The 20,038-nt window shown below is 36.3% G+C and carries 17 protein-coding genes; 4 read left to right on the top strand and 13 right to left on the bottom strand.

The genetic code is table 11. The annotated features are described in order from the left end of the window. Nucleotides 1-5 precede the first annotated feature (5 nt). The 7 genes from ACIQ0D_RS01925 to ACIQ0D_RS01895 all read right to left on the bottom strand — a co-directional run bounded on the left by ACIQ0D_RS01925 (nt 6) and on the right by ACIQ0D_RS01895 (nt 10,511). Complete coding sequence (locus ACIQ0D_RS01925; protein WP_395802575.1) at nt 6-1,052, bottom strand: WG repeat-containing protein; 1,047 nt, start codon at nt 1,050-1,052, stop codon at nt 6-8. A gap of 145 nt (nt 1,053-1,197) precedes the next feature. Then, nucleotides 1,198-1,695 (bottom strand): hypothetical protein, encoded by a 498-nt coding sequence (locus tag ACIQ0D_RS01920; RefSeq protein WP_395802573.1) that lies wholly within the window; start codon nt 1,693-1,695, stop codon nt 1,198-1,200. A gap of 361 nt (nt 1,696-2,056) precedes the next feature. Next, entirely contained in the window at nt 2,057-3,295 is a 1,239-nt protein-coding gene (locus tag ACIQ0D_RS01915; protein ID WP_395802571.1) for an MFS transporter, read from the bottom strand. Between the two features lie 7 nt (nt 3,296-3,302). Next, the gene (locus ACIQ0D_RS01910) at nt 3,303-4,481 is read right to left on the bottom strand and encodes a galactose oxidase (protein WP_395802569.1); all 1,179 of its coding nucleotides are present in this window, start codon (nt 4,479-4,481) and stop codon (nt 3,303-3,305) included. Nucleotides 4,482-4,487: 6 nt separating this feature from the next. Further along, the gene (locus tag ACIQ0D_RS01905; protein ID WP_395802567.1) at nt 4,488-5,411 is read right to left on the bottom strand and encodes a dihydrodipicolinate synthase family protein; all 924 of its coding nucleotides are present in this window, start codon (nt 5,409-5,411) and stop codon (nt 4,488-4,490) included. Between the two features lie 182 nt (nt 5,412-5,593). Beyond that, nucleotides 5,594-7,168, bottom strand: coding sequence for a RagB/SusD family nutrient uptake outer membrane protein (locus ACIQ0D_RS01900; RefSeq protein WP_395802565.1), 1,575 nt, complete (start codon nt 7,166-7,168; stop codon nt 5,594-5,596). Between the two features lie 61 nt (nt 7,169-7,229). Next, nucleotides 7,230-10,511 carry a SusC/RagA family TonB-linked outer membrane protein gene (locus ACIQ0D_RS01895; RefSeq protein ID WP_395802563.1) on the bottom strand — a complete coding sequence of 1,094 codons (3,282 nt, stop codon included), beginning with the start codon at nt 10,509-10,511 and terminating at the stop codon, nt 7,230-7,232. A gap of 149 nt (nt 10,512-10,660) precedes the next feature. On the opposite strand from ACIQ0D_RS01895, the gene ACIQ0D_RS01890 reads away from it, so the two are divergent. The 4 genes from ACIQ0D_RS01890 to ACIQ0D_RS01875 all read left to right on the top strand — a co-directional run bounded on the left by ACIQ0D_RS01890 (nt 10,661) and on the right by ACIQ0D_RS01875 (nt 13,465). Next, a complete protein-coding gene (locus ACIQ0D_RS01890; protein ID WP_395802561.1) occupies nt 10,661-11,368 on the top strand; it encodes a FadR/GntR family transcriptional regulator in 708 nt (235 codons plus the stop codon). A 109-nt stretch (nt 11,369-11,477) separates the two neighbouring features. Further along, complete coding sequence (locus ACIQ0D_RS01885) at nt 11,478-11,972, top strand: RidA family protein (RefSeq protein WP_395802559.1); 495 nt, start codon at nt 11,478-11,480, stop codon at nt 11,970-11,972. 19 nt (nt 11,973-11,991) lie between these two features. After that, complete coding sequence (locus tag ACIQ0D_RS01880) at nt 11,992-12,531, top strand: RidA family protein (RefSeq protein WP_395802557.1); 540 nt, start codon at nt 11,992-11,994, stop codon at nt 12,529-12,531. A gap of 79 nt (nt 12,532-12,610) precedes the next feature. Continuing rightward, the gene (locus ACIQ0D_RS01875) at nt 12,611-13,465 is read left to right on the top strand and encodes an alpha/beta hydrolase (RefSeq protein ID WP_395802555.1); all 855 of its coding nucleotides are present in this window, start codon (nt 12,611-12,613) and stop codon (nt 13,463-13,465) included. A gap of 65 nt (nt 13,466-13,530) precedes the next feature. On the opposite strand, the gene ACIQ0D_RS01870 is transcribed toward ACIQ0D_RS01875, so the two are convergent. From ACIQ0D_RS01870 to ACIQ0D_RS01845, 6 genes are all read right to left on the bottom strand, one after another. Beyond that, a complete protein-coding gene (locus ACIQ0D_RS01870) occupies nt 13,531-14,049 on the bottom strand; it encodes a GNAT family N-acetyltransferase (RefSeq protein WP_395802553.1) in 519 nt (172 codons plus the stop codon). 10 nt (nt 14,050-14,059) lie between these two features. Continuing rightward, entirely contained in the window at nt 14,060-15,046 is a 987-nt protein-coding gene (locus ACIQ0D_RS01865) for a phosphotransferase family protein (RefSeq protein WP_395802551.1), read from the bottom strand. 3 nt (nt 15,047-15,049) lie between these two features. Next, nucleotides 15,050-16,705 (bottom strand): sodium/sugar symporter, encoded by a 1,656-nt coding sequence (locus ACIQ0D_RS01860; RefSeq protein WP_395802549.1) that lies wholly within the window; start codon nt 16,703-16,705, stop codon nt 15,050-15,052. A gap of 163 nt (nt 16,706-16,868) precedes the next feature. After that, the gene (locus ACIQ0D_RS01855; protein WP_395802547.1) at nt 16,869-17,888 is read right to left on the bottom strand and encodes an asparaginase; all 1,020 of its coding nucleotides are present in this window, start codon (nt 17,886-17,888) and stop codon (nt 16,869-16,871) included. Between the two features lie 91 nt (nt 17,889-17,979). Then, on the bottom strand, nt 17,980-18,747 hold the full coding sequence (locus tag ACIQ0D_RS01850; RefSeq protein ID WP_395802545.1) for a TatD family hydrolase: 768 nt from the start codon (nt 18,745-18,747) through the stop codon (nt 17,980-17,982). A 49-nt stretch (nt 18,748-18,796) separates the two neighbouring features. Next, a partial coding sequence (locus tag ACIQ0D_RS01845) for a pseudouridine synthase (RefSeq protein WP_395802543.1) occupies nt 18,797-20,038 on the bottom strand: 1,242 nt, incomplete at its 5' end.

The following is a 20,038-nucleotide window of genomic DNA, read 5'->3' as shown; positions in this document are numbered from 1 at the left end:
CATAATTATTTGTTTATAACTGATACTTGCTCTTTAAATTCTCTCGCATAATCATAAATAATCGGTAACTGTATTTGACCTTGGGTATTAACAAATCCATATTTATTGTTTTCAATTACTACTCCGAGCCCTTCATTGATACTCATGGCAATATCGAATTGTTTCCCAACTTGCTCACCTGTTTTATTAATATATATATATTTTTGTGTCGTTCTTAGTTTTACAGGGCATAAACCTTCACTAAATTCTATTTGATGTTCATAATCCAGGCTGGTACCTTCATAGTCAAACTTAATAGTGTTTGTTCCTTCATTATCTATAAATCCCATTTTGTTATCTTTCACAACTGCACAAAGGTTTTCTTTAAACCCTAATGTTGTTTTTTGATATTGAAAATCTATAACAACTTCGTTTTTCAAGTTTATAAAACCCCATTTATTACCAATTAGTACAGCCGCAAGACCTTCAGAAAAGTTCAATGCAGAATTATAAATACATGGTATCACCTCTTGACCCTCTTTATTTATAAATCCAAATTTTTCATTTTTTATAACACGAGCTAGCCCTTCATGAAAATCATCTACAATTTCAAATTTATTAGGTTCTATTACTATATCTCCAGTAATATTTATAAAACCCATTTTTCTATTTTGTCTAATACCAGCAAGTCCTTCATGAAAATCCCAAACATCATCAAAAATGGGTTCTACAATGAGCTCGTTATCCTTATTTATAAATCCCCATTTTCCATTTATTTGCATTGCAGCCATACCGGAATAAAATGACCTTGCTGTACCTTTAAAGTACGGTACAATCATATTATTATTAGAATCAATAAACCCACAACGACTTCCCATCTGAACAAAGGCGCGCTGATTTGAAAATGGCCATGCATGATCGTATGTTAATGGAATAGAGATATCGCCTTCCTTATTTATAAACCCCCATTTCCCATTTTTTGCTACCGCAATTGTGTTTTCAGAAATGTGAAACATTGACTCATATCCTATTGCATTGATAAAGTCTCCTTTTGTATTTATTAAATAATGCATACCTACTCTTATAATTTTTTTGACTACAATTCTTAATTAAATATACATAATTTCACATATGTGTAACTCAAAGATTACACCATTGGTTTTACTTTCAATATCACCAATATGAAAAATATGGAATTAAGCTGATGGATAAGCTTTTTTAGTAATATGCGGAAGCCCATTTATCGTATTCCTTTATTTCCCAATCTGATGTATTGAGACGAACCAATAATTCTCTTGTTCTATTATAGACAAAAATTTCTTCTTGTTTCCTTTCATTTTCAGATAAATCAGAAAATTTTCTAATAGGCCCAGATCTGCTCCTTTGCAGTTCTAATAGCATATGTAAAGATTCATGAAAGATAGTTCCTGCTAATCTATTTATGCTTCTTTTTGATAGGGTTCCTCTCCCTATTAAAATCCAGTAATTATTATCTTCAACCATGTTTGTACTTGTGAATTTATTTCCAGTGTAATGTCCATAGGATTGAATTATCGAATGGATAACCATAGACTCATAGATGATGGGGTCATGGATTTTAATAAGATTGCATGCTTTCTCTATTCTATCTAAATCATTTCCATGGAGCAAAATTTTCTGGGAATATGCACTGGTCCCCAGAACTATCAGAAGAAAAAGAAAGATATTTTTTTTCATCCTTCAAAAATATAATAACAGACGGTTAGAAAAAAATGCGGTTAGATCTTTTTGCTTACGGAGCATTTCACCACTATCGGTTAGTTTCGGCGCCAGCTTCCCAACGGATTACCAAATAATTGGAGTATCCAGACACCCAAAAATTGTAAACCCAATTCAGGATAATAAAATAAAGTAAATGGATTGTAGGATTAAATCAAAAAAGCAAAATTTTTTAGGACGATACATAGCCTTTTCACTTTTTCCCTCAAACGTTCGGGATGACAGGTGTATGGCGTTTAAAAAACGATGTCATCACGAAACCTGCCCTTCCGCAGGTGAGGGACCTTCGTTAAAATACAATATTAATTCCTAAGCACTCCTACCCCACAAAATCATTAAACTTAGGCCTCAAAAATGAAAGTTGAATAATTAGCGCCACCAAAACAATCACTGCGAGCATAGCAAAATCCTGACCCAAATTTCCCGCATCAGTTGATTTTCCAAGTAGATTTGTGATGTAGGCACCAGCAAACACTCCAGTCATGTTCATCACGCCATAGGCCGTGGCGCGGTGCTTTGCGGATACAAACTGACAAAGAATAGGCATATTATTGGCATCAAACATCCCAAATCCTATCCCAAAGCAAACACCAGCACCAATAACGTGAATCAAACTTGTACCAAAGCCTAATAAAAGCAAAGAAGGAATGGTTAAGCCTAGGCCAATCGCACTGGTATAAATTCTACCTTTTAGGTTTTTCTGTACCCAACGGTCGGAAAGGATACCTCCAAAAATTACACCTACAAAAGATGAAGCTGCAATAGTAATAGTGGATAAAGGTCCCGCCAAGGTCATCGGAATATCTAGATTTTCTGCAAATAAAGTGGGAAGCCAATTTTTGGTGGCCCATCCTGGCAGACTAGGTATTGCGAAGTAAAAGAGAATAATCCAAAAAGAAATATTGGTAAATAGCAGGGCTATACCGCTAAATAATGATGTCCCTTTTTTAATTTGAATGTGATCTTTGTCTTGAGCAGGCTCGCTAGTAGCAATTTTATCACGCAAGAAAAATATTAATATCAATGAATACACAATTCCAATGAAACCGAAGGTATGAAAGGTGGTCTGCCATGAATAAGCACTCGCTACAGTAGCACCAAAGCCTCCAAGGGCTTGCCCCATGTACAAACCAGTCATGTGAATACCAACGGCCAGGGATCGGGTTTTCGGACTATGAAAATCGGCAATTAAGGATAATCCAGCGGGAATATAAAGCGCTTCACTCACACCCATGATGGCTCTTAAGACATAAAGTTGATTAAAAGTAGTGGCATATCCCATGGCAAAGGTAACACCTGACCAAACAAATAAACTACCGATTATCAACCACTTACGGCTCATTTTATCGGCAATCATCCCAGAAATGGGACTCATAAAGCCATATATCCAGAGGAAAATAGCCATTAAATAACCGAAGCTTGTCGCCGATTGAAGCTCTATTATATCAACCTGCATAGCTGGGCGCATGGTGGCCAAAATCTGCCTATCCATATAATTTAAAAGGGCAACCACCCAAAGTAGGCCTACCAATATCCAGGGATAATTTTTCGAGTTCATTTGAGTTTTAATTAGTTTGTACTACTTTTCCTAGCATAATATTGGGAGTCCGAATGCCCGGTTTTATTTCGCCACTTGATAAAATGATGTTTTCACCCCATTTGGTAGCTGTACTTGTTACATGTGGCATAAAGGGTAGATCACCATTTTTAAACCACTCATTTGAAAGGGTATTATAAACTAATAATTTTCGGTCGAAGCCTTGATGATTGATTACTAAATCATTCTTCTTGGCAAGTAAAACTTCCTTTTCTTCAGGATTTTTGGCTTGTGCTATCTGACTAAGATAGGTTTCTATCTTGTTGAAGATAATTCCATTATCCCCGCCGCTAATCAATATAAAATGATCAGAAAGCGATGTAGCTGTCCCTGCAGAAAAATTAAGCGTACTCAAACCATCCGAAATCGCAGCGCCGTAAGTCCAGGATTTAGCCTTAAAATCATAAATAAGCAGGGTATTATTTAACTTACTGATGCCTGAAGGATCTTTTGAGCGCCCCCCAATCACATAAATATTTTGTCCATTTGGCCCATTTTGCACTACAACTGCCGAATTTGCGAGGGCAATTGGCAAATCTGCTAGCTTAATCCATCCATTCTTTAAATTATCAAGATCGAGGCATAAAAATGCTTGGGATGAATTCACTGGTCCATCGCCGCCTATCGCATACACCTTATTTCCAATAGAAGTTAGAAAAATATTGGTTAGGGCATTGGGCAAATCAGGTAATTCATTGATATCAATTTGATCAGACTGAGAGAAAAAGTTTATCAAAAAGGTTTTTTTTGAAAGTCCATTATCATTTTCTCCACCTGCATAAACTACACCTCTAGGGGTAGAAGTATTGCCACAATAAGCAATTGGAAATGGCAATTTTGCATTAAACTTTCTATTCCATTCATATTTATTTTCGAACTTTTGAAGAATATGAATTTCATCCGAATAGTCCTTTTTACCACCTTCCCAAGGCATTTTATCAGGGAAATTAGCACCTCCAGCGATTATTAACGACTGACCATCTAGGGCATTAATAGCGCCAGCAACACCTATGGAATTACTACCGTCTGATTTTTTTAAAGTGGCAATATTTTCCCAGCGAATGGAAATATTGGCATTTTTTTGAGAAAAAACTTCTGTTTGAATAAGCATAATAAAAATAATAGGAAGAATAAGATACTTATTCATGATTAATTAAGTTTTTTGCGATTTAAACTGATCGAAGTTAAGTGCCAAAACATCCAATTTAAAGGCTTCAAAATCTTGAGCACTCATATTTCTTACAGGAAGCCTAAATTCACCACAATCAATTCCGGCCAATTTCATATAAGCCTTACCGACAGAAATTCCGCCATATTTACCCAGTAAACGAATAAAATTGATTGATAATTGTTGTAATTCGCTTGCTTTCTTCGTATCATTTTCATTAAATGCAGCGATTAAAGCAGTGTATAAAGGAGCGATGTAATTGAAGGTACTTCCAATAGAAGCTTTGTTACCTAAAACAAGAGCAGAAAGCATGTTTTCATCTCTTCCCCACATCATTTCATATTTGCCGTTTTGAAAGCTCATACAGGATTGGAAATCCATAAAATCTTCATGCGTATATTTAATTCCAGCAAAATTTGGGATTAAACCATCAATTGCCTTAAGAAGATCGAACATGGCAATATTGCCCCCCGTCAAGACTGGGATATGGTAATAATAGAATGGCATATTCGGAATCTGATCCGCAATTGCTTTGCAACAAGAGGCTAGCATTTGTGCATTTGCAGGCTTAAAATAAAAAGGAGCTGTAAAAGACACCGCGTATAAGCCTATTTCATAAGAATGCTTTGCGAGATCAATGCAATCAGCGATACATGTTCCACCAAGAAACATCATCACTTTAAAGTCTTCATCATGATTGGAGCATGCTGCCCAAGCCTCTGCGACTAATTTCTTTTCGGCAAGTGTAAGCGAAACCCCTTCACCAGTTGAACCACAAATAAAGGCACCTATTACCCCGTTCGACTTTAAAAAACGATAATAATCTGGTATAATCGACAGATTTAGCTGTCCATCGGCATGGAAGGGTGTAAAAGGAGCAGAAATTAGACCTTGTAAATGATTTTTCATTTGACTATATTAATTCAAGCAACATTAATGTGCTTTGCTATATTAGAAAATTTATCAGAGATATCAATAATATTTGATTTATTATTAAAAAAACTGATTCGATGAAGCATAGAAAGCCTATCAATTTTGGAGTATTTTAAATAGTAGAAGCTGCTTTGCAGCTTCTACTATTGATTAATGGTTTAGGTGCCAGGATAACCTGCGTTCTGATCATTTTTCAATGTTTCATCGCTTGTTAAAGTGCTTCTATCTATTGGCCAAAGGACTTTATAAGCCTCGGTAGCACTATTTAGAACTCCTACAAGTGGAAGATCTCTTCTAAATACAAGTGGCTCGCCAGAAGCATCTTGCATACGACGTAAATCATACCAACGCTTCCCTTCTGCAACAAACTCCTTGCCTCTTTCTTCAAAAATAGCCAATTCATTTTGTTCAAAAGTTCCACTAACAAAAACAGGTGCAGCTGATCCATGAGCGCGCGCTCTGATAATATTTATCTCTGCCGCAGGACTTTGATTTTGCTTATTTTTAATTTCTGCTAAAATCAAATAAGCCTCTGCTAATCGATAAACAGGAAAATCATCCGAAAAGCTACGAGCCCCTTCAACAAAAACTCCTAAAAATTTACGAAGATTAGTGGCTTTAACTGTCCCTTTATTGAAATTCAAGAAAGTTGCATTAGCACGAGTATCCGTTACATCGTATTTAGCATAAAGATCATACTTGTATTCATAACGAATAATTGTTCCTCCTCCAGCAACTTGTAATGGATCACTCGAAGGAATAGCTACTCCTTTATCATCCACATAACCAGTCAATGGGTCTGTAATAGCATAGATAAATTGACCAAAACTATTAGTCGCTTCACCCTGCTGATATCTCATAGCAAAAATAATTTCATTGTTACCACGGCTAGCAGAAATGGATGCAGATTTAAACACATTAGCAAAAGATGGAAGTAGAGTATATTTAGAAATTACTTGCTCAACAGCTGTTCGAGCAATTGTTAAATCAGAAGCAGAAGCAGTTGGCGTTGGTGCAACACCATCAACTTTTACTTTTGCAGACCATAAATAAACTTCTGATTGCAACATCTGGCTCGCTCCTAAAGACCATTGCGCCTTTTGAAGCTTAGTGGTATAGTTACCAGCAAAACTTGCTACAGATTTATTTACATCACTTTTAATAAAATCTAACGTTTCTTGTTCAGTTTTAGCTCTTGGAAGATAGGCATCTTGAGAGGTAGTAGGAGTATTTGTAATTACCTTTGGCTCAAGGGCTAAAGGTACTCTACCATAGGTACGGTATAAATGGAAATAATAATAAGCTCTTAATCCATAAGCCTGACCTAAGTAGTAGGCCTTATCTACAGCACTTAAATAATCTGCTTTTTCTACCTGAAAAATAAAATTATTTACCTGAAAAATAGGGCCATAAAAACCTGCCCAACCAGAAATTCCAGGAGATGACTCACGAATATCCTGACGAATTACAGCAGCGGAGTTAAGAGATGCTGTTCCTGTAAAGCTAGTTCCTTCACGTAAGGTGCCCCCTCTAAGTTCACCAAGAGTAAAAATGGTGAATTGGAAGCCTCTCAATTGAGTATGTAATCCAATCATTGCCCCATCTACTTGTGCTGGAGTCTTCCAGAAACTCTCACTAGCAAAATAATCTTCTGGTGCTAAATCCAGCTTTTGGCATGCGCTGAAAGTTACAATCAGCAGGATGCTTAATACACTTTTATATAATTTTTTCATTTTATGTTTTATTTAATTTGAAATGAATTTGGGAATCCCCGTTTTACATTTTCATTATTCTTTAAAATGTTAGCTGAGCACCAAAAATTAAAATCCTTGGTAGTGGATAACCTCCTGAACCGCCAATTCCGATACTTCCAGATTCTGGAGAGTATAAAGTTGACTCACTGAAATAAGCTAAATTCTGACCAGAAACAGATAAATTAATATTCTGGCTCTTTACTTTGTTCGCCCAATTTTTTGGTAATGAATAAGTTAAATTCACTTCTCTCAATGCTAAATAATCACCTTTTTTATAAAACATACTAGACTCTCTGAACGTATTATTTTTATACAATTGATCTGCCCAATAATAGGTTGGGTATTTAGCATTTGTGTTTTCAGGAGTGTAGGTATTAAATACTTCATCAGTAGTATTAAATGTACCCTGAGCATTACTTAAAAACCATGCACGCGGTCCATCATAAGAAACAAAACCTAATGCATAATCAAAACGTGACGATAGTGCTAAGCTTTTATATTTAACATTAGCTCCAAATCCACCAATCCATTGAGGGACAGTTCTTCCCATTTTTACACGGTCGAAAGAGTTAATGGTTCCATCGCCATTAACATCCTGCCATTGCACATCACCCAATGCAATTGGGAATACTGTTGCTTTTTGAGCGGCGGTCATTCCACTATAAATACCGGGACCAACTAAAACTTTAGCACCTAAAAGATCGCTTCTGTTTGCATGATTATCTAGATCTGCCTGAGTTCTGTAAAGACCTTGAGCTACATAAGCATAAGCCACATTTGGATCTTGCCCTTCCTGAGTTCCACCAACAAATACTAGTTGACCAGTTTTAGGATCATAAACTTCAAAACCTCCAATACGGTTATTCAACAAACCATTATCAGGTAATTTTAATACTTTATTGGAGTTATAGGCCATATTTGCTGAGAAATTAACAGTCCAATCGCTAGTCCTTAATGCATTATAATTTAAGTCAATTTCCACACCTCTATTTTGCATGCTTCCATTATTTGTAGTTAATGAAGTAAATCCGGAAGTTGCAGGTAAGGTAAAGCTTGATATCTTATCAGATGTTTTACGATCATAATAAGCAATCGATAAGTCAATTCTATCTAATAAGCGTGATTCTATACCAAATTCATAAGTCGAAGAACGCTCCCATAACAAATTAGGGAATGGCAATCCACCAGCAAGATAACCTACTCTACCATCGTATTTATTTGTTGAGTATGAACCTTGTAAACCATACTGACTAATTCCACTCACGTTTCCGTTTTCACCGTAACTAGCTCTTAATTTTAAAGAGTTTACAACATTTGTAAAGGATTTAAAGAAATCTTCTTTATGAATATTCCAACCAGCTGAAATACCCGGGAAATTACCCCAACGATTATTAATTAATCTTGAATAACCATCACGACGTAATGTTAATGTTAATAGATACTTTTCGTCATAATCGTAATTCGCGCGACTAAAGAAAGACAAGATTGTTTCTCTATTGTGGTAAGTATCAATTGCACGTCTATCCTTATCAGAATTAGTTAAAGCAAGGTCCATGAAATCATCTGAAGGCGCTCCAGAACCAGAAGCTGAAAGTCCTTTAGAATAACTATCAAAAAATTCAGTCCCTGCCATCACATCAAAATGATGCTTATCTAATAAAGTAGCACGGTAATTCAATACTCCGTTAAAAGTTTGATTAAGAGTACGACCAAAGGCAGCACTACTTGAACGAGTTACACTAGTATTTCCTGGAGAACGTAAGAAATCTCTGTCAAATGCTTCGTTAAAACCTTCATCATAGTAAAAGTTTCCACTTGCTCTAAAGCTTAAATTAGGAAGGAAATTAACTTTGAAAGCTTGTGATAAAGTAAATTTATTAGTGTTATTTCTTCTTATAAATTTATCATCACTAACTGCTGGATTTCCATCTTGATAATCACGACCTACCAATAAATCACCTTTTTCATTAAATCCGCGCATTGTTGGAGGAGCTCCTAAAGCACGAGTCAAATAATTCCCCTCACCATTAGCTGGTGAATCACGCCATTTAGCATCCGCAAAGTTTAAATTGGAAGTTGACGTTAACCAAGGCTTAATCTTATAGTCTCCGTTAAATACAAAAGTTAAACGCTTGTAAAAAGTATTGATTGGCATACCTGCTTCATCATATGCTCCTAAACCAGCATAATAACTTCCATTTTTGTTACCACCAGTCATGGAAACATTATAATCTTGGGTAAGAGCCTGATCACGTATAGCATAATCTTTATAACTAAAATTGTTGAAAATCAATTCTCTTCCCGTAACTGGATCAATCATTGTCTCCCAACCATCTTGTAACTTTACTTTGTTGACGTCATCTAAAAACATGGTACTCCAAACGGCATTACCAGTTACATTTCCATCTAAGAAATTACCAGCTGCATCTTTGAATAAGTTTCCAGTACCGAACGGACCCGTTGATGTTAATTGCGTTAAACGACTCGGCTCATATATACCAGAAGTTTGAATCGCTTTTCTCGCCCAATACAAATAATCTCTAGCATTTAAGAAGTTAAATGGAATGTTTAATTTATTAACACCCGTTTTGCCTTTAAAAGTAATGTTTGATACACCGTCTTTACCAGATTTAGTAGTTATTAATATAACTCCATTATTTGCTCTTGCACCATAAATTGCTGTTGCAGACGCATCTTTTAATACCTCGATAGATTCAATATCATCTTGATTGATATCACTGAATCCACTGCGAATTAAACCATCTACCATAACTAATGGAGAACCAGCACCTCCGTAAGAGGTTCCCCCACGTAATACAATATTCGGAACAGCGCCCGGTCTCCCGGATGTTTGCTGAACTCTTAATCCAGGAATTGTTCCCGCTAAGGCAGATGCCGGATTAGAACGAACACCAGTTTCCAATACTTTAGGATCTAATTTAGATACCGAACCAGTAATGGTTGATCTTTTTTGGGTACCATAACCCAAAACAACTATCTCATCTAACTGAGATAAATCCATCCTGAGTGAAGCATTCACCACACTAGATGTTCCAACCGGAATTTCTAGGTTTAAAAACCCAACAAAACGGAAAAGTAAAACATCTCCCTGACCTGCTGAAATAGAGTAATCTCCATTGGCATCCGTCTGACTAAGAGTTGCTTTACCCTTGACTTGAACTGTTACTCCCGGTAATGGTAGCTTGTCGTCATCCGAAACGACACGACCTGAAATTTTACCAGTTTGAGCTTGTGCAACGGTAAAAAGCAAAAGTGCAATTACCGTAAACAAGCACCTTAATAAGGTATTTTTTGATTTCATAATTCTTTAATTATTTTGTATTATGTACGACATAATACAAACTTGTTTTTTTAATTTTACATTTCCAAATTTTAGACCCATTTTTTTTATTGCTTGGAAAAATAAAATGGTTTAATAAAACCATGATTTTTAATAAATTGCGTCAAAATATGAAAAGCATTAATAGCGATAAGGAACTTCAAAAGATTGATAACACCTCACTGGTTGATCGTGTTGAGAAGAGAATTATTGAATTTTTAACTGAAAAGAGCCTAAAAGTTGGTGATTCTATCCCTAAAGAGCTAGAGCTATCCGCTGCTCTAGGCGTTAGTCGCACTGTTATTCGAGAAGCTTTATCAAGGTTACGCATGATCGGATTACTAGAATCTAAAAAGAAAAAAGGTTCCGTAATTACAAGTCCCGATATAATCTCAATAATCGGTAAAAGCATGGATCCCAGGCTTTTAGACGATGAGACATTAAAGGAGATTTTCGAGATGCGCTTGTCTTTGGAAATTGGTATGGCCGATTTTATTGTTGAACGTGTTACAGATCAAGACATTAAAGACTTGCGTCAGATAGTTGCAAATGATCCTCCTAGATCTTATGATACCTTGTTTTTAATTGAAGAGGAGATTAAATTCCACGGTAAACTCTATGAAATTACCAGAAACGAAACCTTAAAAAAATTCCAAAAACTCTTACTTCCCGTTTTTAACTATGTCCACTTAAGTGGTTTGTTAAAAAAACCCATGGATAACAAAAAATACGCCTCACACAAGGAATTAGTGGATATTATTGAATGTAGAGATGCTGAGGCCTTTAGAAATGCTATGCGTAACCACCTGGAGAATCATTTCGCACGAATTTTCTCGTAGTTAAGCGTTTTCTAGTTATAAAATTTCTTTCAAAAATTACATTTCAGTCAATAAACTCCGCTATTTTAAATAATCACAAATTGTTATATTTAATTATAATTTGCTGATTATGAAACGCAGAGAAATATTGAAAGGCCTAAGTATTTTACCTTTGGTGGCTAGTACCGGTGCCGTGGTGGGAAAACAATTGCTGTCGGAAAATCCTACTGATAAAGCTAATTCTGATGAATGGTTCCCCAAAAAAGAACTTATCAAAACAGCTGCAGGCTCCTGCATACGCTCTGGAAATTTATTATTTATTGGAGGCATTGGTGGTTGGTATGCACGCCAACGTGCCGAACCAGGTGATATAAAAGTACAAATTAGAAGTGTTTTAAATACTATGAAAGGAATTCTTGAGGGTGCAGGCTCTTCCATGTCGAACGTATTAAAAATTCAAATGACAGTGGCTGATCCCAACAAAAACATACCTGCCCTAAATGAAGCCTATCAGGAATTCTTCCCGGAAAATCCTCCGACGAGATCCTATAGTGGCTCCAAGACAAGCCAGATGGGTCGTGATGGCATTCTTTGCCAAGTGAGTTGTATCGCATACGTTGATTAAATTATTCAAGAAAAAATTTATGAATCGCAGAAATGTATTAAAAAGCCTTTCCATTTTACCTTTAGCAGGAGCTGTAGCGGTAATTCCGCAAGATGGACAAGCACAAGAAAAACCGAAAAGGCAACAATGGACCCCAAAGAAACAAGTTATTCGTAAAAGTAATAGCGGTGGGAATACCAATCCTACAGTGTCTGGCGCGAATAAGCCCGCATCCGTACTTTCAGGGTGCATACGCTCCGGCCATTTATTATTCCTTTCGGGAATAGGTGGTTGGTATGCCGAAAGAAGAGCAGAACCGGGCGATATTAAAGTCCAAATTCATAGCGCACTAACAACAATGAAAGAAGTTTTGGAAGAAGCAGGCTCATCCATGGCCAATGTGTTAAAAGTGCACATGACAGTAGCAGAACCGAATCAAAATATTGCCGCTTTGAACGAGGCTTACCGCGGATTTTTCCCTGACCCAGCGCCAGTCCGCTCATACACAGGGTGCGGAGTAGATCAAATGGGTCGTGATGGTATTTTAGTGCAGATAGATTGCATTGCTTATGTAGATTAAATAAAACTCATTTTTTATAACCACACCCATTTTAGAACAATATTTTAGATAAATTTGGAACAAAAACGTAAAAAAATTAATGAGAACCACGTTATCTTTAGTATTCATATTATTTTCTAGCATCACATTTGCACAATCGAAGCCTGAAACCCGTAGTAAAGCTTTTGTTTTAGGACAAATAGATGAAATTTTTTCTAAAGAACTTGCTGAAACAAGAATTCTCAATATCTACTTGCCTGAAGGATATAAAGAAGACGAAAAAAGTACTTACCCTGTAATTTACCTCTTGGATGGGTCCGCAGACGAGGATTTTATCCATGTTGCTGGATTATTCCAGTTCAATAATTTTTCTTGGGTAAACCGTGTTCCGAAATCAATAGTGGTAGGAATCGCAAATGTGGATAGAAAAAGAGATTTTACCTATCCCACAAGTAATCAAAAGGATTTAAAACAGTTTCCAACGACTGGGAAATCTGAGAAATTCATCGCCTTCATTGAAAAGGAATTGCAACCCTATATGAATCAAAATTTCAGAACAACTGATTCAAAAATGATCATCGGGCAGTCCTTTGGGGGTTTATTAGCCACTGAAATTCTCCTAAAAAAGCCTAAGCTTTTCAACAAATACGTGATTATAAGTCCGAGTTTATGGTGGGATAATGCCTCCCTACTTAATCATCCATCCGAAATTTTTAATGAAACCTTTGTTAACCAGACAGATGTGTACATTGGAGTGGGTAAAGAAGGGCTCACCCCTACTGATATTCCACGCGTGATGGAAGTAGATGCAAATCTGCTTACAGAAAAACTAAAAAGCTCCAAAAGCAAAAACCTTCATATAGTATTCGACTATTTACCAGAAGAAAATCATGGCACAATCACGCATCAAGCGGTATTTAATGCACTTAGATTATTGTTTCCAATAAATGAATAGATTTTGATGGGCATTAAAAATCTATAATTGCGTTATGGATTAACTCTGGAAGGATTTTGTTTTAATTATTTTCCAAGAATCTTACTAAATAACCTAAGCTCAGCACCATCATGTGGTGCTTTTATAAATTTTTGAAAAGCAAATCCCAATTTTTCCAATAGCTTGATAGATGAAAAATTATCAGGGTTTGTGATGGCTAAAATCTTGTTTAGATTCAAGTTAAACTCAGCATAATTTAATGTCTGTTTAGCTGCTTCAAAAGCATATCCAAGTCCATAATACATCGGTAAAAATGCATAACCAATATCAGGTAATTCCAAATTATCACGCTTAATTATCCCACACATACCAATAGGAATCTTCTCGCTTTTAAGTTCAACTAAATATAATCCATAGCCATTATCCTTATAACTTTTAATAGGGCCATTCATGAGATAATCGCTTGCCTGATCCTCTGATTTAACATTTCTATCTCCAATATATTTTAACCATCCATCAGTATTTAATAATTCGAGAATAAACGAAGCATCATTTTCATTTAACTCACGCAATGCTAATCTCTCTGTTTCAAGAATATAATTCATCAATCATTATTTATTTAACCAAAATCAATTTCACCCTTATCTCTTCAGCCAAATCAGCTATCTCAGTCCGATTCCTTATCCAACCAATTGCAATTGACCTAATCTGATCCTTCAATTTTGGATCCTGAATATAATTTATTGGCGATTTCCCATCCATTCGCGCCAATAGCATTAAGCCTAAATGAGGAATTAAATTTTTCACTTTTAATCCATAAGAATCAAAAAATAATATCATTAGCTCAAAAATTTCATCCACTTTGTGTAAATGCCAGGCCTTTAACATTAGATGCCCCAAACAATAAGCAAGGTCAAAAACCGGATTTCCCCAATGTGCTACCTCAAAATCTAAAAGCACTATTTCACCGTTCGCTTTAACCAGCATATTCTTGGGAGAAAAATCTCCATGCACCAAGCAGGTTTTTTCTAGCGTGAGCTCATCAATCAATTGATTGATATCTGCTTGAATTTCAGGATATTTTTGAATTAAAAACCGATGAAATGCCTCAATTCGCAGCTGAATAAAATAGCTTTGATCTTTAAATTCCGACTGATGCTTTTTATCAATTTTATGGCTAAATCCATGAATTTTACTGAGCAATGTGCCGGCACTCTTTGCACATTCAGGATTAAAAATACCCCGCATCATCTCACTTTTCCAGGTATCGGAAGCATCCCTCACAAAACTCATCATGTACACGTGATTCTTATAATCAACATGTATTATTTTTGGGATATCGGAATCGGAAATTATTCGTTCTATTTGATGCATCACCTCATGCTCCCTGTGGATACGCTCCACATCAGAAAACCAATCGGCCTCTACATCTAATTTTTCTAATGCCTGTTTGAGCACCCATTGATCATTATTACGGGTAATCTTCCAAACCTTACAAGAAACACCTCCAAGCAAATGCACCACCTGTACTTCATCCTCAGGATACACCAAACCCTCTAAAATCAGGTATTTTTTAACCTTTTCTAAAGAATCGAGTTTCATTTTTTACCAATAAATACCGTACATCGCTGCTACAAAACCGATTACGATTAATGCACCAACTGTGAATGCTGCTGTAGGCTTAAACATGTTGCTATCCACTTCTAATCCTTTAGGTTTAACACCATTTCTATTTTCATAGATACTGATAAAGAACATGAGCATCACACAAATCAAGAACACAAAACCCATACGGTCAATAAATGGAATTTCATAAACTCCATCTGCATTTGGAATAGCATAACCAGAAGCATAAAGGAATTCTAAATCGATATAATCTGGTGAGATTTTAAAGAGCACCGACAAGACAAAACCGCCAATAGTTGCAAATAAAGCAGCATTTGAGGTGGTTTTCTTCCAAAAGAAGCCCAAAATAAACATGGCAAAAATTCCCGGTGATACAAAGCCAGTATATTCTTGAATGTATTGGAATCCTCCTTTTTTATCAATTCCCAAATATGGGGCAATAGCAACTGCCATAATCATGGAAAGAATAATCACAATCCTACCAACTTGCACTTGTTTCTCTTCGCTAGCTGCTGGATTTATTTTCTTCTTATAGATATCTAAAGTAAAAATGGTAGCAATACTGTTTGCTTTTCCTGCCAATGAAGCCACTACCGCAGCAGTTAATGCCGCAAATGACAGTCCCTTGAGCCCTACCGGCAATAAATTCAATAATACTGGATAAGCACGGTCAGCCATCACTTCTCCATTCAAAGTCATTTCTGTACTAAATACCCCTTCCTTATAGAGTACAAATGCGGCAATACCTGGTAAAACCACAATCACAGGCATCAATAATTTAAGGAAAGCGGCAAATAAAATCCCGCTACGTGCAGTCTGCAAATCCGCGCCAAGCGCCCTTTGCGTAATGTATTGATTACAACCCCAATAATTCAAGTTAACAATCCACATACCGCCAACAAGTACCGCCAGGCCAGGTAAATCCATGTAGTATGGATCATCTTTCTTGAAAATCATCTTAAAATGATCCGCAGAATTCTCCGTCATCAAATTAAAACCATTTAACGCTCCAGATGAGCCATAGTGCTCGGCCACAAGATCTAGAGCAAGGTAAGTAGTTACTAAACCTCCCAAAATCAAAAATACAACCTGTATCACGTCGGTATAGCCAATTACATTCATCCCACCAAGGGTAATTACCACGGCAAATACCGCCAAAGCCATCATACAAAATCCGAAATCTAAACCCGAAATACTGCTAATTGCCAATGCCCCCAGAAAGAGTATGGATGTTAGGTTTACTACAATATATAAAAGCAGCCAAAACACTGCCATAATCATGGCCACCGTATCATTATACCTCGTTTTTAAAAATTGAGGCATGGTATAAATCTTATTCTTGAGATAAATAGGAATGAAAAATACAGCTACAACAATCAAGGTAATTGCCGCAAGCCACTCATAAGCCGCAATAGCAAGCCCCATGGTAAATCCGGAACCACTCATGCCAATAAATTGCTCAGCTGAAATATTGGATGCTATAAGTGAAGCGCCAATGGCCCACCAGGTTAGTGAATCTTTTGCTAAAAAATAATCTTTAGAATCTTCGTGCTTCTTTTTCTTGTACACGTATAATCCATAAGCACTAACAATTATAAAATAGACAAAGAATACTAAATAGTCAAGGTTTTGCATAAACGTTAAAGATTGAATGATTAAACCTATAAAAAAAAACGGAATAATTTGTCTCTAGCGTTTATGATTATTTGATAGGATTAAGGAAATTTCTTAGAAATGAGGAATAAATTGCTCTTTATATCAATAAAAAAGATATAAAATATATAAATTAGATATATTTTTAATATATAGTTAATTCTCCCCTAAGATCAGTTTCTAGGTATTCAGCAATTTTTTTATTGCTTTTTACATTCCCCAAAAGATACATAAGTTTGGTTACTGCCGCTTCAAATGTCATATCATAGCCGTTTACCACCCCCATTTCTTTGAGTTCTCTGCTGGTTTCATAGCGACCAAGTTCAACAGTTCCAACCTTGCATTGGGAAATATTTAGGATTAACTTTCCTGATTTTATGGCATCTCGTAATAAATCCAAAAACCACTTTTGTGTTGATGTATTCCCCGACCCAAAAGTCTCCATAATGATAGCTTTGCAATTTGCAGAGAGTGCGGATTTTACTATTTCAGGACTAATTCCAGGGTAAAGTTTCAAAATACCAATTGCGCTATCCAACTTGGTATGGAACTTAATTGGCTCAGCACTAGGTTTTAAAATATCGTTTCTATTAAATCTTAAGTAAACACCAGCTTCAGCAAGAACGGGATAGTTAGGTGATCTGAAAGCCTCAAACTTCTCCGAATTATATTTAAAAGAGCGATTAGCTCTAAATAGTTTATAATCAAAATAAATACATACTTCTGGAACCATCGCCTTGCCTTTACGTTTTTCAGCGGCAATCTCTAAGGCTGTAATCAAATTCTCCTTGGCATCTGTTCGAATTCCGTTAACAGGCAATTGTGAACCCGTGAAAATTACTGGCTTGGTCAGGTTTTCAATCATAAAGCTCAAGGCTGATGCCGTAAATGACATCGTATCTGAACCATGTAGAACCACAAATCCATCGTAATTTTCGTATTCCTTTTGAATGAGTTGAGCAATTTCTTTGTACACCTCCGGACTCATATTGGAGGAGTCGATTAAAGGATCAAATGAGTGTACCTTAAATTTATATTTTAATCTTTTTAATTCGGGAACATGGTCTGTAATCTGCTCAAAATTAAAGGGGACAAGCACCCCCGAATTTGGATCATTAATCATACCGATGGTACCCCCAGTATAGATAATCAGAACATTGGTCATGGATTCCTAAATTAATGTTTCGGCTTAAAAATATATAAAATTGTACGATTAAGCTGAATTTAACGATAAAAAAAGAGATTTAGGAGCAAATTTAGACTCCAAACACCAATTTAGAATTATGCGTTGTAATTTCAGCTAAACTTTCAATGCTAATTTGCTTAATATCTGCCAATTTTTGTGCTACATAAATTAAATAACTGCTCTCATTGGTCTTCCCACGAAAGGGAACAGGGGTTAAATAGGGAGAATCTGTCTCAAGAACAAGATAATCTAATGAAATCTGCTCAACAACTTTATCCAATCCCGAATTTTTATAGGTAAGCACTCCCCCAATTCCAAGGTAAAAGCCAAGATCTATCACCTTCTCTGCCTGCTCTAATGTTCCTGAAAAACAATGAAATATGCCCCTCAACTTTTCATCTTTTAATTCGCATATTATTTCAAATATCTCATCAAAAGCTTCACGGCAATGAATAACAATCGGCAAATCCAATTTCTTTGCCCAAGCAATTTGTATTCTAAAAGCCTCCTGTTGAATGCTCAATGTTGTTTTATCCCAATGCAGGTCAATTCCAATTTCGCCGATGGCATAAATTTTTCTTTGTGCAATTTCCTGTTCAATAAAGGTTAGTTCTTCTTTAAAATTATCTTTTACATCACAAGGATGAAGGCCTAACATTGGGAAACAATTTTCTGGGTACTGCTCTGATAGGCTAAAAACTAAGGGAATAGACTCAGAATCAACATTTGGAAGAAATAACCGACTAACCTTATTTTCAAGGCATCTTTGCATAAGCTGGTCGCGTAATTCCGGATCTTTTTCGTAATATAAGTGGGTATGTGTATCGGTAAGGATCATGGTGCAAATTAACAAAAATGCCCTCAGTTTTCGCTGAAGGCATGTACTCTTATTTTATTAAGTGTTTCAACTGAATAATTTCTTTTTCTTCAAGATATCTCCATCTGCCACGTGGAAGATCTTTTTTAGTCAAGTTTGAATAAACAACTCGGTCAAGTTTAACCACTTCATAGCCCAAGCTTTCGAAAATTCGACGAACAACTCTGTTTTTACCACTATGGATTTGAATTCCGACTTCCTTTTTACTTCCACCAGCCACATAACTCACCGCATCTGGCTTAATAACACCATCTTCAAGCTCAATACCAAATAAAATTTTATTCATATCACCTTGAGATAAACTCTTATTTAATTCAACTTGATAAAGCTTGGTAATATTATTTCGTGGATGCGACAATTTTTCTGCCAGATCCCCATCATTTGTCATTAATAATAGTCCGGTAGTATTACGATCTAAACGCCCAACAGGATAAATACGTTCACGCGATGCTTTTTCAACCAAACTCATGACAGTCTTACGCTCTTGCGGATCATCTGTTGTTGTGATATAATCTTTTGGCTTATTTAAAAGCACGTAAACATTCTTTTCACGTTTTAGCGCCTCACCATTATAGCGAACCGAATCCTTTGCGGGATCAACTTTGAAGCCCAACTCAGTAACAGGCTCCCCATTCACAGAAACTACCCCTGCCGCTATAAGCTCATCTGCCTTACGCCTGGAGCAAATACCCGCGTTGGCAATAAAACGATTTAATCGGATTAGTCCGTCATCACTTTTAACAACTGCAGGCTTTTTACTTCGCTTGTTAACAAAACGCTCCTCCGAAGTCCACTTTTTATCATCTGACCTAAATTTCGGACGGTCGGATGATGAGTATTCTTCTTTTACGCGTGATTTAAATGGTTTATCGTTGAAGCGCTTAACAGGCGCATTTTTATCTGAATATTTGCCTTCACGAGGAGTGAATGGCTTATCACCTTGTGCAGCTTTTGTAAAAGGTCTTTTTTCACCACTAGGTCTATTTCCATAAGGTTTAGCACTTTGTGGTCTTTCACCTTGCGACTTTTCTCCAAAAGCTCTCTTCTCGCCACTAGGTCTATTTCCATAAGGTTTAGATCCAAATGAACTTTCGCCCTGCGGTTTTCTGCCAAAAGAACGCTCACCTGAAGATTTTTCATCAGCACCACCAGAACGACCAAAACTTTTAGGGCTTCTTTTTTCGGATGAAAAACTTGATCCTGATCTATCGTCTGTCTTTTTAAAACCTGCTTTGAAAGGTTTTTTAGAATC

Origin of the sequence: Daejeonella sp. (genome assembly GCF_044342615.1) — a bacterium.
Classification (GTDB): domain Bacteria; phylum Bacteroidota; class Bacteroidia; order Sphingobacteriales; family Sphingobacteriaceae; genus Daejeonella.
The sequence above is the reverse complement of the archived record's forward strand: the minus strand, read 5'-3'. Positions and strand labels throughout refer to the sequence as shown.

Coding starts and splice junctions, on each gene's coding strand:
- ACIQ0D_RS01880 (WP_395802557.1), top strand. CDS start 11,992: ATGAATCGCAGAAATGTATTAAAAAGCCTTTCCATTTTACCTTTAGCA.
- ACIQ0D_RS01895 (WP_395802563.1), bottom strand. CDS start 10,511: ATGAAATCAAAAAATACCTTATTAAGGTGCTTGTTTACGGTAATTGCA.
- ACIQ0D_RS01885 (WP_395802559.1), top strand. CDS start 11,478: ATGAAACGCAGAGAAATATTGAAAGGCCTAAGTATTTTACCTTTGGTG.
- ACIQ0D_RS01850 (WP_395802545.1), bottom strand. CDS start 18,747: ATGATCCTTACCGATACACATACCCACTTATATTACGAAAAAGATCCG.
- ACIQ0D_RS01870 (WP_395802553.1), bottom strand. CDS start 14,049: ATGAATTATATTCTTGAAACAGAGAGATTAGCATTGCGTGAGTTAAAT.
- ACIQ0D_RS01920 (WP_395802573.1), bottom strand. CDS start 1,695: ATGAAAAAAAATATCTTTCTTTTTCTTCTGATAGTTCTGGGGACCAGT.
- ACIQ0D_RS01915 (WP_395802571.1), bottom strand. CDS start 3,295: ATGAACTCGAAAAATTATCCCTGGATATTGGTAGGCCTACTTTGGGTG.
- ACIQ0D_RS01865 (WP_395802551.1), bottom strand. CDS start 15,046: ATGAAACTCGATTCTTTAGAAAAGGTTAAAAAATACCTGATTTTAGAG.
- ACIQ0D_RS01875 (WP_395802555.1), top strand. CDS start 12,611: ATGAGAACCACGTTATCTTTAGTATTCATATTATTTTCTAGCATCACA.
- ACIQ0D_RS01900 (WP_395802565.1), bottom strand. CDS start 7,168: ATGAAAAAATTATATAAAAGTGTATTAAGCATCCTGCTGATTGTAACT.
- ACIQ0D_RS01855 (WP_395802547.1), bottom strand. CDS start 17,888: ATGACCAATGTTCTGATTATCTATACTGGGGGTACCATCGGTATGATT.
- ACIQ0D_RS01910 (WP_395802569.1), bottom strand. CDS start 4,481: ATGAATAAGTATCTTATTCTTCCTATTATTTTTATTATGCTTATTCAA.
- ACIQ0D_RS01905 (WP_395802567.1), bottom strand. CDS start 5,411: ATGAAAAATCATTTACAAGGTCTAATTTCTGCTCCTTTTACACCCTTC.
- ACIQ0D_RS01860 (WP_395802549.1), bottom strand. CDS start 16,705: ATGCAAAACCTTGACTATTTAGTATTCTTTGTCTATTTTATAATTGTT.
- ACIQ0D_RS01925 (WP_395802575.1), bottom strand. CDS start 1,052: ATGCATTATTTAATAAATACAAAAGGAGACTTTATCAATGCAATAGGA.
- ACIQ0D_RS01890 (WP_395802561.1), top strand. CDS start 10,661: ATGAAAAGCATTAATAGCGATAAGGAACTTCAAAAGATTGATAACACC.